Genomic DNA, 16,103 nt, shown 5'->3' with positions numbered 1-16,103 from the left:
CTGTCCGTTCAGGTGGTGCCGGCCGGAGGCGCCGGAGCCCGGTCGGTCAGGGGGCGCCGGCGGCCGCACAAGCGGAGCGGACCACGGTCTGCTGGGGGAGCACGAGGGGCTGCACGAGGGTGGTCACCGGCCCCTTCGCCCCGGCCGGCTCGTCGACCACCAGCTTCAGGACCCTGGTCTGGCCGGGGCCGATCTCGAGCGTGGAGGTGAAGACCGGGCGACCGCGCTCGCTGTCGACGGCCAGCAGGGTCGGCTTCCCGTCGAGGGTGGCGCCGGTGAAGCCGGCGCCCTTGGTCGCGTAGTAGGAGACGAGGAGGCGGTTGGTGCCCTTCTTCACCGGCACGACGGGCTGGTCGGCCCGGCCGGCGACGTAGTCGCTGAGCCCGGACCTCGGTGCCGTGTTGGTGAGCCGGATCGTGACGGTGGCCTCGTGTCCCGCGGCTGACGTGCAGGACGGTTCGTAGGTGACCTGGCGCCGAAGGTAGTAGTCGAGCTTGTTGCCACCACCGTTGTTGATGACCACCCCGGAGAACAGCCCCTCGGTGTCGCTGAGGGTGCCGCCGACCTTGCGCCCGGCCAGCACGGACTGCTCGTCCGCGCGGGTGCTGAAGAGCAGGAGCCGGCGGGCGTCGACCGCCTTGCCGAGCGCGGAGGCGAACGCGGTGCCCTTCTGCGGCCCCCGCTCGAGGATGACGTCGGCCACCGCCCTGGCCACCTCGATGAGGTAGAGCTTGCGGACCACCGGGTCGGGGAACCGCTCGTAGGCGTCGCGCTCGGTGAGCGCCACGACGTTGTCGGCACCGACCCGCGTGCCGTCCTCCATGGTGGCCGGGCCGGTCACGGCGAGCATCAGCGACAACGCCGTCGGGTCCAGGGCGAGCGCCCCGTCGAGCTTGGAGTGGTACTTCGCCTGGTAGAAGCGCAGGAGCAGCGTGGCGCTGGAGGGGAAGTGGGGGCTGACGGTCGCGTTGCCGAAGAACCGCCCGGGACCGGCGCCCCGGTAGAGCTGGGCGAAGTCGTTGCCGAGGCCGGTGAGGGGAACGTCGACGCCGGCGAAGTCACCGCTCACGCCGTAGCGCTCGAAGTCGAGCCTGCCGTGGTCGGCGCGCAGCACGGCGTACACGCCCGGCAGGCCACCGGAGCCGCGCGCCTCGGCGTCGTTCTGGAAGGCCACCAGGTAGCGACGCGGTTCCTGCGCGCCGAGCATCGGGGGCAGCAGCGTGACGAGGTCATGGGCCGAGGACAGCTGCCCCCCGAGCGCGTCGAGCTGGGTGATCAGGTCACGGCGGGCGCCGTCGACCGGGCCGAGGCCGGTGGTGGGAAGCCTCCGCACGTCGGCGAGCACCGCCTCGGTGGCGTCGTGCGCCCGGCCCAACGGCTGCTGCGCCGCGACGACGGGCCGCAGGTCCACGCCGCCCTTGGGGTTCGCCAGGCTGACGCCGACCAGGCCAGACCTGGCCTGCTGGACGGGTGGCAGGACGTCGTGGGCCACCCGGCTCACCGCCGCCGACGCACCCCGGACCGTCTCGAACGGGCGTCCGACCCACGGCACTGCGGCGGGGACACCCCACAGGGGGCCGTCGGTCAGCGACCGGGCCGCGTCGGCCTCACGCTGCAGGGTTCGCAGGTGGCGGTCCACCTCGGCCGCGGGCGTGTCCTGGCGCACCATGGCCGAACGCAGCTGACCCACCGCCACCTGTGCGTCGCGCAGGTGGCGGTGGGTCAGGAATCCCGTGACAGCGAGTGCCAGGGCAAACAGCAGCAGGGCCGCGACGGCGGCATACGCACTGAGGCGGATGCGCCGCCGACGGCCCTGCAAGGAGCTGCGTCAGGCTGCGGCGTTGGCGTGCTTGCGACGCTTGGCGGCGACGATGAGGGCGCCACCACCGAGCAGGAGCACGAACCCGGCGCCCGCGGTCTTGGCGGCGTCGGAGCCGGTGAAGGCCAGCGAGCCGTTGTCCGTGCTGGCGCTCGTGCCGGCCGCAGCGGCGCTCGGCACGACGATGAAGCTGGCGCTCTGCGTGCCGGTCGCGGCGGCGAGCTCCAGCGTGTGGCGACCCGGCTTGAGGTCGCTCGTGACGGTGAAGGACCCGGAGACGGTGCCCTGCTTGTCAGCGGTGGGCGTACCGACGACCCGCGGGGTCGAGAACACCGTGGCGGTGACCTTCTCACCCGGCTTGAAGCAGCGCGCCTGGTACGAGATCGTCATGCCCACGGACGCCCGGCTGCGGCTCATGGCCACGGTCGAGTTGGCGGGCGGGTAGCTGCCGTTCGTGCAACCGCCGCTACCCGGGGCGGCGTTCACGGGGCCGGCCAGGCCGACGGCCGTGCCGGTCAGAGCGGCGGACAGGCCAACGGTGGCGGCAGCCACCTTGAAAGCGCGCATGTGTGTTCTCCCCTGCAAAAGTCTCTGGTGAACGGGACCCGTTCGCCGCAAAACGTATCATAGGGACGCTTGCGCCACCCCTGAACCGCACCTTTTCGGATGCCCGTGTTTCCGTAGGGATGGCATTCGGGTGCGCCGGGGCAGCGGCGGGGCAGCGGCGGGGCGCTCCGCAGCCGACGCACCACCTGCCGCTCGGTGCCGGCCGTCGGCGATTGGGGAGTGCTGCGCGGTGGCGGCTAGACTCGGTCCGATCCCCATTTCCCGTCCTGTCCGTGTCTTCGGCGCGCCCGCGAGCCGCCGCTGCGCGGAGACCCGAGAAGAGAGCAGACGACACGTGGCATCGACCAACGACCTGAAGAACGGCATGGTGCTCAACCTCGAGGGCCAGCTGTGGTCTGTCGTGGAGTTCCAGCACGTCAAGCCCGGCAAGGGTCCGGCCTTCGTGCGCACCAAGCTGAAGAACGTCCTCTCGGGCAAGGTCGTGGACAAGACGTTCAACGCCGGCGTCAAGGTCGACACCGCCACCGTCGACCGCCGCGACATGCAGTACCTGTACAAGGACGGCACCGACTTCGTGTTCATGGACGGTTCGACCTACGACCAGATCCACGTGCCGGAGGCGACCGTCGGCGACGCCGCCAACTACCTGCTCGAGAACCAGACCGCCCAGGTCGCGACCCACGAGGGTTCGGTGCTCTACGTCGAGCTCCCCGCCTCGGTCGTCCTCGAGATCACCTACACCGAGCCCGGCCTGCAGGGCGACCGCTCCACCGGCGGCACCAAGCCGGCCACCCTCGAGACCGGCGCCCAGATCCAGGTCCCGCTGTTCCTCGAGACCGGCACCAAGGTCAAGGTCGACACCCGCGACGGTTCCTACCTCGGTCGCGTGAACTGACTTGGCGGCTCGCACGAAGGCCCGCAAGCGGGCCGTCGACCTGCTCTTCGAGGCGGAGCAGCGGGGCATCAACGCGCGCGACCTGCTCGCGGAGCGGCTGGCCAAGCCGGTCACCGAGGCGCCGCTGAACCAGTACACCGCGGACCTGGTCGAGGGCGTCGTGGCGCACTGGACCGACATCAACGAGCTGCTCGCGACGTACAGCCAGGGCTGGACGGTCGAGCGGATGCCGAGCGTCGACCGGGCCATCCTGCGCCTGGGGGCCTTCGAGGTGCTCTACGCGCAGGACGTGCCTGAGGGCGTGGCGATCGCCGAGGCCGTCGAGCTCGCCCGCTCCCTCAGCACCGACGAGTCGCCGAAGTTCGTCAACGGCCTGCTGGCCCGTCTCGCCGAGGTCAAGCCGACCCTGGCCTGAAGGCCTCCACGACGGCCGCCATGTCGTCGCCACCGTGACCCTGCTCGGACGCCTGCGCGTACACCGCGCGCAGCGCCTCCAGCAGGGTCGCGTCGTACCCACGGCCCTGCGTGGCCAGGGCCATCAGGTCGAGGTCCTTGCGCACGCTGTCGACCGGGAAGGACGGCGGGTACTCACCGCCGATCATCATCCCGCCCTTGAGCTGGGCGTACGGCGTGTCGGTCGGCCCTCCGCCGATCGCGTCGAGGAAGAGCCGCGGGTCGACGTCGAGGGCTCGCGCCATGGTGACCGACTGGGCCACGGCGGCGTTCAGCGAGGCCACCCACGCGTTGACGACGAGCTTGAGCCGGCTGGCGACCCCGACCTCCTCACCGGCCCACAGGGTGCGCGAGCTGATCGCGTCGAGCACCGGCTCGACCCGGTCGCGCAGGTCCGGGTCGCCGGAGACGACCACCACGAGGGACCCGCTCTCGGCCGGTGCCTTGGTGCCGAGCACCGGTGCGTCGAGGACCGGTATGCCGTGCCGGCCGGCGAGCTCTGCCAGGCGCGCCATGCCCTCGGGACCCACGGTGGCGGTCTGCAGCCAGACGGCGCGGCTGCCGAGGTCCGGCTCCTGCTCGAGCAGCTCGGTCATGACCTGCTCGACGGACTCCGCATCGAAGAGCATCGTGACCACGACGTCGGCGCCGGCGCAGGCCTCGGCGGCGGACTCACACACCACGACGCCGTCCTCCGCCAGCGGCCGGGCCCGGTCCGGGTTGCGGTTCCAGGCCCGCACGTCGAGCCCGGCCCGGCGCAGGCTCCGCGCCATGCCGGTGCCCATGATCCCGGTGCCGAGCAGCGCCACGGTCGAGGTGTGACCCATCAGCCCCACACCTCCCTGGCGACCTCGGCGACGAGGCGCAGCTTGGCGACCTCGTCCTCCTCGGTCAGCTCGTTGCCCTCGACGGTGGAGGAGAACCCGCACTGCGGTGACAGGCACAGCTGGTCGAGGGGCACGTAGCGGCTCGCCTCGTCGATGCGTCGCTTGATGGTGTCCTTGTCCTCGAGCTGCGGACGCTTGGTGGTCACGAGGCCGAGCACGACCTGCTTGCCCGGCGGCACGAACCGCAGGGGCTCGAAGGTGCCGGACCGCTCGTCGTCGAACTCGAGGAAGAAGCCGTCGACCGCGAGGTCGGAGAACAGCCGCTCGGCGACGAAGTCGTAACCGCCCTCCGCGGCCCACGACGAGCGGAAGTTGCCGCGGCACAGGTGGGTGGTCACGCGCAGGCCCGCGGGCCGGTCGGCGATGGCGGCGTTGATGTTGCGGATGTACTGCTCGTGCTGGTGCTCCGGGTCGCCGCCCTGGGCAGCCACCAGCTCACGCTGGGCGGGGTCGTTGAGGTAAGCGAGGCTGGTGTCGTCGAGCTGCAGGTACGTGCAGCCGAGGTCGGCCACCCGGCGCACCTGCTCGGCATACGCGGCCGTCAGGTCGGCCCAGAACTCCTCGAGGTCGGGGTAGACCCGTTGGTCGATGGCGGCCCGGCCGCCGCGGTAGTGGACCATGTTGGGGGAGGGGATGGTCAGCTTGGGCGTCAGCCCGGGTGCGCTGTCGCGGACCCGGTCGCGCAGGTACGTGAAGGCGTCGCCGAAGATGGTGTGCCCGAGCCTGACCCGCTCGTGCACCGCGAGGGCGGCCGACTCGAAGTCGAGGTCGCCCTGGGGGTTGTGGAAGTGCACCTGCAGCTTCTCGTCGGTGGGGGCGACCCCGCCGAGCTGGTAGATGAAGTCCATGTGCCACGAGGTCCGGCGGTACTCCCCGTCGCTGGCCGTCTGCAGCCCCACCTCCTGCTGGAGGGCGACGGCGTGGTCGACCGCGGTGTCCTCGGCGGCCCTCAGCGCATCGTCGTCCAGGCGTCCCTCGGCGTGCTCGGCGCGTGCCCGCAGCAGCTCCTTCGGCCGCAGCAGGCTGCCGACGTGGTCGGCGCGGAACGGCGGCTGGTCGCGCCACGCGGCGGCGCCGCCCGTGCTGGTGGGGCTCCCGGTGCTGCTGGTCATGCTGCCTCCTCGAGGCGGGCTGGGGGATGGTCCGACGTCGGCCCCTCCTTCCTACTCCAGCAGGCCGCGACGCGCAGCGTGGAGCGAGCCAACGCTGCGCGTCGCCACGCTGAGTGACACCACGCTGAGTGACACCACGCTGAGTGACACCACGCTGAGTGACACCACGCTGAGCGACACCACACGGCGGGCGTCTCAGGAGGTGGGGCAGTGTGCCGGTGGTGCCGGGCAGGGGCTAGAGTGGGCGCCGTTCGACATCCTTTAACGACCTGTCCCGTGAGGCAGGGAAGGAGGTCCTGACGCTGATGCGTCCTGACTCTGGTGTGCCCGACGGCGCCTCGTCCGGCGGCGGTCCTCTTCCGACCAGCCCCACCGGCGCCCCCACCTCCACCGACGGCCCGGCCTCTGCCAGCACGGTCCCTGCCGGCGCTCCCGCCCGCGCGGTGATGAGCTCCGCCGATGTCTCCCGGGCCCTGCGCCGTATCGCGCACGAGATCCTCGAGCGCAACAAGGGCGCCGACGACCTCGTCGTGCTCGGCATCCCGACACGAGGCGTGGCCCTCGCCAAGCGCCTGGTCGCCGTCATGGAGGAGGTCGAGGGACGGCCGGTGCCGGTCGGCGCCCTCGACGTCACCATGCACCGCGACGACCTGCGCCGGCAGCCGACCCGCTCGCCCATGCACACCGACATCCCGGCCACCGGGATCGACGAGCGGGTCGTCGTGCTCGTCGACGACGTCCTGTACTCGGGTCGCACGGTGCGCGCCGCCCTCGATGCCCTGTCCGACCTCGGGCGGCCGCGTGCCGTGCGGCTGGCCGTGCTGGTCGACCGCGGCCACCGCGACCTGCCCATCCGCGCCGACCACGTCGGCAAGAACCTGCCCACCTCGAGCTCCGAGCGCGTGCAGGTGCGCCTCGAGGAGCACGACGGCGTCGCCGACGAGGTGCGCATCGCCGGAGGGGAGCCCCGATGACCACCACGCTCGACACCGCAGCCGCCGCGTCCACCAGGAGTGGGCGACGCCACCTGCTGTCGGTCGCCGACCTCGACCACGCGCAGATCCGCACCATCCTCGACACCGCCGCGGAGATGCACGGCGTGCAGCAGCGCGAGGTCAAGAAGCTGCCGACGCTGCGCGGCCGGACCGTCGTCAACCTGTTCTTCGAGGACTCGACCCGCACCCGCAGCTCCTTCGAGCTGGCCGGCAAGTGGCTCTCGGCCGACGTCATCAACATCTCGGGCAAGGGCTCCTCGACCTCCAAGGGCGAGTCGCTGCGCGACACGGTGCTGACGGTGGCGGCGATGGGCGTGGACGCGCTCGTCATCCGGCACAGCGCCTCCGGGGCCGCGCACCAGGTCAGCCAGTGGGTCGACGCCCACGTCATCAACGCCGGTGACGGCACGCACGAGCACCCCACCCAGGCCCTGCTCGACGCCTACACGATGGAGCGCCGGCTCGGCAGCCTGGAGGGCCGGCACGTCGCGATCGTCGGCGACCTGACCCACTCGAGGGTGGTGCGCTCCAACCTGCTCTGCCTGCGCACCCTCGGCGCGCGGGTCACGCTCGTCGCCCCGCCCACCCTGATGCCGGCCGGCATCGGCAGCTGGGCGGCCGCCGACGGCTTCGAGCTGTCGAACGACCTCGACGCCGTGCTGCCCACCGCCGACGCGGTGATGATGCTGCGCGTGCAGCGCGAACGGATGAGCGGCGGCTTCTTCCCGACCGCGCGCGAGTACACCGTCGGCTACGGCCTCACGCGCGACCGGCTGAACGCCCTCATGGCGGCCAACCCCGACGCCGTGATCTGCCACCCGGGGCCGATGAACCGCGGGCTGGAGATCGCCGCCGACGCGGCCGACGGGGCGCAGTCGCTCATCCTCGACCAGGTGTCGGCGGGAGTGGCGGTGCGGATGTCGGTCCTCTACCACCTCCTTGCCGGAGAGGAAGGCCAGCAGTGAGCACGCTTCTGATCACGGGGGCCGACCTCGCCGGCTCGGGCGCCCAGGACCTGCTGGTCGAGGACGGTGTCATCACCCGGGTCGGGTCCATCGGCTCGGCCGGCGGCGCCGAGGTCCTCGAGGCCGACGGGCTGGTCGCCCTGCCCGGCCTGGTCGACCTGCACACCCACCTGCGCGAGCCGGGTCGCGAGGACGCCGAGACCATCGCCTCGGGGTCGGCCGCAGCGGCCGTGGGCGGCTTCACCGCCGTGCTGGCGATGGCCAACACCAACCCGGTCACCGACACGGCCGAGGCGGCCGAGCGTGTGCTCGACCTCGGACGCGCTGCCGGGCTGGTCGACGTGCAGCCGGTCGGCGCGGTCACCAAGGGCCTGGCGGGCGAGGAGCTCGCCGAGCTGGGCCTCATGCACCGCAGCCGCGCCCGGGTGAAGGTCTTCTCCGACGATGGGAAGTGCGTCCACGACGCGCGGGTGATGCGCCGCGCGCTGGAGTACGTCCGCGCGTTCCGCGGCGTCGTCTCGCAGCACGCCCAGGACCCGCACCTCGCGGGCTCGAGCGCCTGCTGCCACGAGGGTGAGCTGTCCGGCCGGCTGGGCCTGCCGGGATGGCCCGGCATCGCCGAGGAGACCATCGTCGCCCGCGACGTCATGCTCGCCCGCCACACCGGCAGCCGCGTGCACGTCGCCCACGTCTCCACCGCCGGCTCGGTGGAGGTGGTCCGCTGGGCCAAGGCGCAGGGCATCGACGTGACCGCCGAGGTGACCCCGCACCACCTGGTCCTCACCACCGACCTGCTGGCCGGCTACGACCCCACCTTCAAGGTCAACCCGCCGCTGCGCCCGCAGGAGGACGTCGACGCGCTGCGCGCCGCGCTCGCGGACGGCACCATCGACGCCGTGGCCACGGACCACGCACCGCATGCCCGGCACGACAAGGAGCACGCCTTCGTCGACGCAGCCTTCGGCATGCTCGGCCTCGAGACGGCCCTCTCCGTTGTCAGCGACACCATGGTGCGCACCGGCCTGCTCGACTGGGCGGGCGTGGCCCGCGTGATGTCCTCCAACCCCGCGCGGATCGCGGGCCTCGAGGGGCACGGCCGACCGCTCACGGTCGGCTCACCGGCCAACCTGACGCTGGTCGACCCGGACGCCCGCGTGACCGTCGACCGGTCGGCCTCGCTGTCCCTCTCCCGCAACAACCCGTGGCACGGCCGCTCCCTGCAGGGTGCGGTGGAGGCCACCGTGCTGCGCGGCACGGTCACCGCCCGGAAGGGAGCACTGGCATGAGCCGACCCCAGGCCGTCGGCGTGATGCTCATCGCGCTCGGCCTCATCTACGCCCTGCTGTATGCCGCGTGGCTGCGCAAGCGCCGCCGCAACACCTCCGCCGCGGTGGCGGTCGCCGCACCCCGCACGGGCACCGACGGGGCCGACGAGGTGCCCGGCAGCGTCGTCCGCGCAGAGGGCACCTACGTCAGCACCACCACCGCCGCCTCACGGCTCGAACGGGTCGCGGTCGAGGGCCTGGGGAACCGGGCCAGGGCGACCGTGGCCATCCGCCGCGGCTCACCCGACGAGCTCATCCGCTTCGAGCGGCAGGGCGAGTCCGACGTCGTCATCCCGCGCAGCCGTCTGGTCGACGTGCGACGCGACCGCGGCATGGCCGGCAAGTTCGTCGGCGCCAACCGGCTGCTCGTCGTGCGCTGGAAGGCGGACGACGAGGCCATCTACGAGACCGGCTTCCTCCCGCGTCACCGCGCCGACCTCGAACGGCTCGAGTCGGCGCTGTGGTGGCACCAGGCCGGCAGCAGCATCACCGCCGACGAGTCGGCGCAGTCCACCGACGTCCAGAACCCGGAAGGGGACCCCCGCACGTGACCGTCACGGCAGCCAGCACCGCCACCAGCACCACCCCGAGCCGCATCACCGGCCAGGTCCGCGAGCCGGCCGTCCTCGTCCTCGAGGACGGCCGCACGTTCCGCGGTGAGGCCTACGGCGCCGTGGGGGAGACGGTCGGCGAGGCGGTCTTCTCGACCGGCATGACCGGTTACCAGGAGACCCTCACCGACCCGAGCTACCACCGGCAGGTCGTGGTCATGACCGCGCCGCACGTCGGCAACACCGGCGTCAACGACGAGGACGGCGAGTCGAGGCGCATCTGGGTGGCCGGCTACGTCGTGCGCGACCCCGCCCTGCGACCGTCGAACTGGCGGTCGCGCCGCACCCTGGAGGACGAGCTGCGCGAGCAGGGCGTCGTGGGCATCTGCGGGATCGACACCCGGGCCCTGACCCGGCACCTGCGCGAGCGCGGCGCCATGCGCGTCGGCATCTTCTCCGGTGAGCAGGCCGCCCACTCGGACGCCGAGCTGCTGGCCACCGTGCAGCAGGCGCCCGCGATGAGCGGCGCCGCCCTGGCCGCCGAGGTGACCACCGCCGAGCCGTACGTCGTGCCGGCGGTGGGGGAGAAGCGGTTCACCGTCGCCGCGCTCGACCTCGGCATCAAGGCGATGACGCCGCACCTGATGGCCGAGCGGGGCATCGAGGTGCACGTGCTGCCCTGCACCGCCACCTTCGCCGACATCCAGGCCGTGCACCCCGACGGGGTGTTCTTCTCCAACGGCCCCGGAGACCCGGCGGCCACGGAGCACGAGATCGGCGTCCTGCGCGAGGTGCTGGCCGCCCGCCTGCCGTTCTTCGGGATCTGCTTCGGCAACCAGCTGCTCGGCCGGGCGCTCGGGTTCGGCACGTACAAGCTCAAGTACGGCCACCGCGGCATCAACCAGCCGGTGATGGACAAGGCCACGGGCAAGGTGGAGGTCACCGCCCACAACCACGGCTTCGCCGTGGACGCACCCCTCGACGGACCGGTGCCGGCGCCGAGCGACGCCGCCAGCGGCACGGCATACGGGCGGGTGCGGGTCTCCCACGTGTGCCTCAACGACGACGTCGTCGAGGGGCTGGAATGCCTTGACCTGCCTGCCTACTCGGTCCAGTACCACCCCGAGGCCGCGGCCGGCCCGCACGACGCCGCCTACCTCTTCGACCGCTTCATCGACCTCATGACGACGCGCGCCGCCGGCGCCGACACGGAAGGACGCGCCTGATGCCCCGCCGCCCCGACATCGAGTCCGTCCTCGTCATCGGCTCCGGCCCGATCGTCATCGGTCAGGCCTGCGAGTTCGACTACTCCGGCACCCAGGCGTGCCGGGTGCTCAAGGAGGAGGGCATCCGCGTCGTGCTGGTGAACTCCAACCCGGCGACGATCATGACCGACCCCGAGTTCGCCGACGCCACCTACGTCGAGCCGATCACCCCCGACGTGGTGGAGGCGATCATCGCCCGCGAGCGTCCCGATGCCGTCCTCGCCACCCTCGGTGGACAGACCGCGCTCAACACCGCGATCGCGTTGCACGAGAACGGTGTTCTGGAGAAGTACAACTGCCACCTCATCGGCGCCAACGTCGAGGCGATCCAGCTCGGTGAGGACCGCGAGAAGTTCAAGGGCGTCGTCGAGCGCTGCGGCGCCGAGTCGGCGCGGTCGCTCATCTGCCACACCATGGACGAGTGCGTGGCCGCGGCCGAGGAGCTCAGCTACCCCGTCGTCGTGCGCCCGTCGTTCACCATGGGTGGCCTGGGCTCCGGCTTCGCCTACGACGAGGAGGACCTGCGGCGCATCGCCGGCGCGGGCCTGCAGTACTCGCCGGTGACCGAGGTGCTCCTCGAGGAGTCGATCCTGGGCTGGAAGGAGTACGAGCTCGAGGTCATGCGCGACCACGCCGACAACGTCGTGGTGGTCTGCTCCATCGAGAACCTCGACCCGATGGGCGTGCACACCGGCGACTCGATCACCGTCGCCCCGGCGCTGACGCTGACCGACCGCGAGTACCAGCGGCTCCGCGACATCGGCATCGCCATCATCCGTGAGGTCGGCGTCGACACCGGTGGCTGCAACATCCAGTTCGCGGTGAACCCCGAGGACGGCCGGATCATCGTCATCGAGATGAACCCGCGCGTCTCCCGGTCCTCGGCGCTCGCGTCGAAGGCGACCGGGTTCCCGATCGCCAAGATCGCCGCGAAGATGGCGATCGGCTACACCCTCGACGAGGTACCCAACGACATCACCCGCGAGACCCCGGCCTCGTTCGAGCCGACCCTCGACTACATCGTGGTCAAAGTGCCGCGGTTCGCGTTCGAGAAGTTCCCGGCGGCCGACCCGACGCTGACCACGACGATGAAGTCGGTCGGCGAGGCGATGGCCATCGGCCGCAACTTCACCGAGGCGCTGCAGAAGGCGCTGCGCTCGGTCGAGCGCAAGGGCGCCAGCTTCCACTGGGACGGCCCCACGCCGACCGAGGAGGAGGCCCGCGCGCTGCTCGACCTGGCGCGCACCCCCACCGACGGCCGCATCGTCACCGTGCAGCAGGCGCTGCGCGGCGGGCTGACGGTCGAGGAGGTGCACGACGCCACCGGCATCGACCCGTGGTTCCTCGACCAGATGGCGCTCGTCAACGAGCTGGCGCAGGAGATCGCCGCCGCGCCGCAGCTCACGCCCGAGCTCCTGCGGCTGGCCAAGCGGCACGGCTTCAGCGACACCCAGCTCGCCTCCCTGCGCGGTATGCCGGAGAGCGTGGTCCGTGGGGTGCGTCACGCCCTCGGGGTGCGGCCGGTCTTCAAGACGGTCGACACCTGCGCGGCCGAGTTCGCCGCCCAGACGCCCTACCACTACTCGTCCTACGACGAGGAGACCGAGGTCGAGCCGCGGGAGCGACCCGCCGTGCTCATCCTCGGCTCCGGCCCCAACCGGATCGGTCAGGGCGTCGAGTTCGACTACTCCTGCGTGCACGCCTCGTTCGCGCTGCGCGAGGCCGGCTACGACACCGTGATGGTGAACTGCAACCCGGAGACGGTCTCCACCGACTACGACACCAGCTCGCGCCTCTACTTCGAGCCGCTCACCCTCGAGGACGTGCTCGAGGTCTACCACGCCGAGAAGCAGGCCGGCCCGATCGCCGGAGTGGTCGTCCAGCTCGGGGGCCAGACGCCGCTCGGCCTCGCGCAGGCGCTCAAGGACGAGGGCGTGCCGATCGTGGGCACCTCGCCCGAGGCGATCGACCTCGCCGAGGACCGTGGCGCGTTCGGCCGGGTGCTCCACGAGGCGAAGCTGCCGGCGCCCAAGCACGGCACCGCCTACAGCGCGGAGGAGGCCGTCGAGGTCGCCCGCGAGATCGGCTACCCCGTCCTGGTGCGCCCCTCCTACGTGCTCGGCGGCCGCGGCATGGAGATCGTCTACGACGACGAGACGCTGTCGGCGTACGTCACGCGGGCCACGGTCGCCTCGCCGGAGCACCCGGTGCTGGTCGACCGGTTCCTCGACGACGCCATCGAGATCGACGTCGACGCCCTCTACGACGGCGAGGAGATGTACCTCGGCGGGATCATGGAGCACATCGAGGAGGCCGGCATCCACTCCGGCGACTCGGCCTGCACCCTGCCGCCGGTCACCCTCGGCGACGAGGAGCTCGAGCGGGTCCGGGAGGCCACGCTGAAGCTGGCGCAGGGCATCGGCGTCCGCGGCCTCATGAACGTCCAGTTCGCCCTGGCCCAGGACGTCCTCTACGTGCTGGAGGCCAACCCGCGTGCGTCGCGGACCGTGCCGTTCGTGGCGAAGGCCACCGGCGTGCCGATCGCCAAGGCCGCCGCCCGGGTCATGCTCGGCGCGACGGTGCGCGAGCTGCGCGAGGAGGGCCTGCTGCCCCCGCACGCCGACGGCGGGCGCATCCCGAGCCACGCCCCGGTGGCCATCAAGGAGGCGGTCCTGCCGTTCAAGCGGTTCCGCACCAAGGAGGGCCTCGTCGTCGACAGCCTGCTCGGCCCCGAGATGCGCTCGACCGGCGAGGTCATGGGCATCGACGAGGACTTCGGGTCGGCCTTCGCCAAGAGCCAGCTCGCCTCGTTCGGCGGCCTGCCGACGCGGGGCACGGTCTTCGTCTCGGTCGCCAACCGCGACAAGCGGGCGATGATCTTCCCGGTGAAGCGGCTCGCCGACCTCGGTTTCCACCTCATGGCGACGGCGGGCACCGCAGAGGTGCTGCGCCGCAACGGGATCACGGCCGAGGTGGTGCGCAAGGTCAGCCAGCGCGGCGTGCCCCAGGCGGCCCCCGCCGACGGCGGGCACGAGCCCACCATCGTCGACCTCATCCTCGGCGGTGACGTGGCCATGGTGGTCAACACGCCGTCGGGCCCGAACGCGCGGGCCGACGGCTACGCCATCCGGGCGGCCACGACGTCGATGGACAAGCCGATCATCACCACCGTGCAGGAGCTCGCTGCGGCGGTGCAGGGCATCGAGGCCCAGATGAAGGGTGAGCTGCGGGTCAAGCCGCTGCAGGAGCACGCGCGTGACCTCGACCTCTACGGCCAGGGGGTGCCGGCGTGAGCACGACGGCGGCACGGCCCGGCGCAGGGGTCGTCCAGGTCACCGGCGAGCTCATCGCCACGCGTCGGGTGGGTGCCTACCACCACCTCACGTTCGTGGCACCGGGCCTGGCCGAGCACGCCCGCCCCGGACAGTTCGTCGCCGTGGCCGTCGGCGGCCCCACCTCGGCCAACCTGCTGCGCCGCTGCTTCTCCATCCACCGGGTCAGCCCCTCGGGCACCTACGGCGGCACGGTCGACGTCGTGGTGGCCGCGCACGGCCCGGGCACGCAGTGGCTGACCGACCTGCGGGCGCACGACGAGGTCGACATCGTCGGCCCGCTCGGCCGACCGTTCCCGCTGCCCAAGGAGCCGGTGCCCACGATCCTCGTCGGCGGCGGCTACGGCAGCGCACCGCTGTTCTGGCTCGCCGAGACGCTGCGCGAGCGCGGCTGCCGGGTCGAGATGGTGCTCGGCGCCGCCACCGAGTCGCGGCTCTTCGGGGTCGTCGAGGCCCGGCGCTGCGCCGACGGCGTCACCGTCACCACCGACGACGGTTCCCTCGGGCACCGCGGCTGGGTCTCCGACGTGCTGCCCGAGCTCATCCGCAGCACCGGCGCCGGCGTCGTCTACGCCTGCGGCCCCATGGGGATGCTGCGCTCCGTCACCGAGGTGGCCACCGCAGAGGGGGCCGTCGCCCAGGTGGCGGTCGAGGAGTCGATGGCCTGCGGCGTGGGGGTGTGCATGACCTGCGTGATGCCGGTGCGCGGCAACGACGGAGTGACGCGCATGGTTCGCTCGTGCGTCGAGGGCCCGATCTTCCGCGGTGACCGGGTCCGGTGGGAGTCCTTCGAGAACGGGTACTGCACGGTGCCGGCCGACGCGCTCGGCGCGCCGAAGGAGGGTGGTCACTGATGGGTGTCTTCGGGAGCACCCGGCTGACGGCCCTCGGCAGCCGGTCGCAGACGGAGACGGTGCGGCACGGGCACTCGGTGGCCGACGCTGCCGACGACGCGGCGGTGCGGGGCGCCGAGCCGGCGCCTGCGGTCGACATGTCGGTCGACCTCGCCGGGGCGGTGCTGCCCAGCCCGATGATGACCGCGTCGGGGTGTGCCGCGAACGGCAAGGAGCTGCACCGCTTCTTCGACGTGACCGAGCTCGGGGCCTTCGTCACCAAGTCGGTGATGGCCGAGCCGCGCTCCGGGCGCGGAACGCCCCGCATGGCCGAGACGCCGTCGGGGATGCTCAACTCGATCGGCCTGCAGGGGCCCGGCATCCGCGCCTTCGTCGAGAACGACCTGCCGTGGCTGAAGCAGGCCGGCGCGCGGGCGATGGTGTCCATCGCGGGCTCCACCAGCGGCGAGTTCGCCGACGTGGCGGCCATCCTGCGGGCCAGCGAGGCGTTCGACGCCGTGGTCGGCGTCGAGGTCAACATCTCCTGCCCCAACGTCGCCAACCGTGGCCTCGTGTTCGCCTGCGACCCGCACGCCTCTGCCAAGGTCGTCGCCCTGGTCCGCGAGCAGCTGCCGCGCGACATCCCCATCTTCGCCAAGCTCACGCCCGACGTCACCGACATCGTGACCATCGCGCAGGCAGCCGTGAAGGCCGGCGCCGACGGGCTCACCATGATCAACACCCTGCTCGGCATGGTCATCGACACCGACCTGCTCCGCCCGCAGCTCGGCGGCGTCACCGGTGGGCTGTCCGGCCCCGCCGTGCGGCCGGTCGCCGTGCGGGCCATCTGGCAGGTGCGTGCCGCGATGCTGCAGGGCCGGCTGCCCTTCGTGCCGATCGTCGGCGTCGGGGGAGTGCGCACCGGTCGCGACGCCCTCGAGCTCGTCGCCGCCGGGGCCAGCGCCGTTCAGGTCGGCACCGCGACGTTCAACGACCCGACCGCGCCCGTGCGCGTCGGTCGAGAGTTGCGAGACCTGTTGCAGGACAAGGGGTTTGCCCGCTTCACCGACGTGGTGGGCATCGCACACGAGAGGGTGGGATGAC

The 16,103-nt window shown here is 72.1% G+C and carries 14 protein-coding genes; 10 read left to right on the top strand and 4 right to left on the bottom strand.

Annotated elements, in window-relative coordinates:
- Positions 1-46: 46 nt before the first annotated feature.
- Together BMW78_RS13710 and BMW78_RS13705 are read right to left on the bottom strand one after the other, a co-directional pair.
- A complete protein-coding gene (locus tag BMW78_RS13710) occupies positions 47-1,819 on the bottom strand; it encodes a DUF4012 domain-containing protein (protein ID WP_091760828.1) in 1,773 nt (590 codons plus the stop codon).
- Between the two features lie 9 nt (positions 1,820-1,828).
- Positions 1,829-2,386, bottom strand: a complete 558-nt coding sequence (locus tag BMW78_RS13705; protein ID WP_091760825.1) for a hypothetical protein — start codon at positions 2,384-2,386, stop codon at positions 1,829-1,831.
- Between the two features lie 334 nt (positions 2,387-2,720).
- Between BMW78_RS13705 and efp the strand changes: the two genes are divergently transcribed.
- Both efp and nusB read left to right on the top strand, forming a co-directional pair.
- A complete protein-coding gene (efp, locus tag BMW78_RS13700) occupies positions 2,721-3,281 on the top strand; it encodes an elongation factor P (RefSeq protein WP_091760823.1) in 561 nt (186 codons plus the stop codon).
- 1 nt (position 3,282) lies between these two features.
- Positions 3,283-3,696 carry a transcription antitermination factor NusB gene (gene nusB, locus BMW78_RS13695; RefSeq protein WP_091760813.1) on the top strand — a complete coding sequence of 138 codons (414 nt, stop codon included), beginning with the start codon at positions 3,283-3,285 and terminating at the stop codon, positions 3,694-3,696.
- Here the strand turns inward: nusB and BMW78_RS13690 are convergent.
- Together BMW78_RS13690 and BMW78_RS13685 are read right to left on the bottom strand one after the other, a co-directional pair.
- Positions 3,677-4,561, bottom strand: a complete 885-nt coding sequence (locus tag BMW78_RS13690) for an NAD(P)-dependent oxidoreductase (RefSeq protein ID WP_091760810.1) — start codon at positions 4,559-4,561, stop codon at positions 3,677-3,679. The genes nusB and BMW78_RS13690 overlap by 20 nt on opposite strands.
- Positions 4,561-5,733 carry a 5-methyltetrahydropteroyltriglutamate--homocysteine S-methyltransferase gene (locus BMW78_RS13685; protein ID WP_091760807.1) on the bottom strand — a complete coding sequence of 391 codons (1,173 nt, stop codon included), beginning with the start codon at positions 5,731-5,733 and terminating at the stop codon, positions 4,561-4,563. Before BMW78_RS13685 ends, BMW78_RS13690 begins: the two co-directional genes overlap by 1 nt.
- A 302-nt stretch (positions 5,734-6,035) precedes the next feature.
- Here BMW78_RS13685 and pyrR point away from each other — a divergent pair, with 302 nt between their 5' ends.
- From pyrR to BMW78_RS13640, 8 genes are read left to right on the top strand one after another with little or no spacing between them, the layout of a single operon-like run.
- Positions 6,036-6,707, top strand: coding sequence for a bifunctional pyr operon transcriptional regulator/uracil phosphoribosyltransferase PyrR (pyrR, locus tag BMW78_RS13675; protein WP_425439061.1), 672 nt, complete (start codon positions 6,036-6,038; stop codon positions 6,705-6,707).
- A complete protein-coding gene (locus BMW78_RS13670) occupies positions 6,704-7,693 on the top strand; it encodes an aspartate carbamoyltransferase catalytic subunit (protein WP_091760798.1) in 990 nt (329 codons plus the stop codon). The genes pyrR and BMW78_RS13670 overlap by 4 nt, the downstream gene beginning before the upstream one ends.
- Positions 7,690-8,979, top strand: coding sequence for a dihydroorotase (locus BMW78_RS13665; protein WP_091760795.1), 1,290 nt, complete (start codon positions 7,690-7,692; stop codon positions 8,977-8,979). The genes BMW78_RS13670 and BMW78_RS13665 overlap by 4 nt, the downstream gene beginning before the upstream one ends.
- A complete protein-coding gene (locus BMW78_RS13660) occupies positions 8,976-9,569 on the top strand; it encodes a PH-like domain-containing protein (protein ID WP_091760791.1) in 594 nt (197 codons plus the stop codon). Before BMW78_RS13665 ends, BMW78_RS13660 begins: the two co-directional genes overlap by 4 nt.
- Positions 9,570-9,613: 44 nt before the next feature.
- Entirely contained in the window at positions 9,614-10,795 is a 1,182-nt protein-coding gene (gene carA, locus BMW78_RS13655) for a glutamine-hydrolyzing carbamoyl-phosphate synthase small subunit (protein WP_218144361.1), read from the top strand.
- Positions 10,795-14,127, top strand: a complete 3,333-nt coding sequence (carB, locus tag BMW78_RS13650) for a carbamoyl-phosphate synthase large subunit (RefSeq protein WP_091760785.1) — start codon at positions 10,795-10,797, stop codon at positions 14,125-14,127. Before carA ends, carB begins: the two co-directional genes overlap by 1 nt.
- Positions 14,124-15,020: a dihydroorotate dehydrogenase electron transfer subunit gene (locus tag BMW78_RS13645; protein ID WP_091760781.1), complete on the top strand. Its 897-nt coding sequence runs from the start codon at positions 14,124-14,126 to the stop codon at positions 15,018-15,020. Before carB ends, BMW78_RS13645 begins: the two co-directional genes overlap by 4 nt.
- Complete coding sequence (locus BMW78_RS13640) at positions 15,020-16,102, top strand: dihydroorotate dehydrogenase (RefSeq protein WP_425439057.1); 1,083 nt, start codon at positions 15,020-15,022, stop codon at positions 16,100-16,102. Before BMW78_RS13645 ends, BMW78_RS13640 begins: the two co-directional genes overlap by 1 nt.
- The last annotated feature ends 1 nt before the right edge of the window (position 16,103 follow it).

Source organism: Pedococcus cremeus, from assembly GCF_900111375.1.
GTDB classification, from domain to species: Bacteria; Actinomycetota; Actinomycetes; order Actinomycetales; family Dermatophilaceae; genus Pedococcus_A; species Pedococcus_A cremeus.
The sequence above is the reverse complement of the archived record's forward strand: the minus strand, read 5'-3'. Positions and strand labels throughout refer to the sequence as shown.

Excerpts from the sequence above, each read along its gene's own strand:
- BMW78_RS13705 (WP_091760825.1), bottom strand. The coding sequence starts at position 2,386 with ATGCGCGCTTTCAAGGTGGCTGCCGCCACCGTTGGCCTGTCCGCCGCT.
- BMW78_RS13690 (WP_091760810.1), bottom strand. The coding sequence starts at position 4,561 with ATGGGTCACACCTCGACCGTGGCGCTGCTCGGCACCGGGATCATGGGC.
- BMW78_RS13685 (WP_091760807.1), bottom strand. The coding sequence starts at position 5,733 with ATGACCAGCAGCACCGGGAGCCCCACCAGCACGGGCGGCGCCGCCGCG.
- BMW78_RS13670 (WP_091760798.1), top strand. The coding sequence starts at position 6,704 with ATGACCACCACGCTCGACACCGCAGCCGCCGCGTCCACCAGGAGTGGG.
- BMW78_RS13660 (WP_091760791.1), top strand. The coding sequence starts at position 8,976 with ATGAGCCGACCCCAGGCCGTCGGCGTGATGCTCATCGCGCTCGGCCTC.
- carB (WP_091760785.1), top strand. The coding sequence starts at position 10,795 with ATGCCCCGCCGCCCCGACATCGAGTCCGTCCTCGTCATCGGCTCCGGC.
- BMW78_RS13640 (WP_425439057.1), top strand. The coding sequence starts at position 15,020 with ATGGGTGTCTTCGGGAGCACCCGGCTGACGGCCCTCGGCAGCCGGTCG.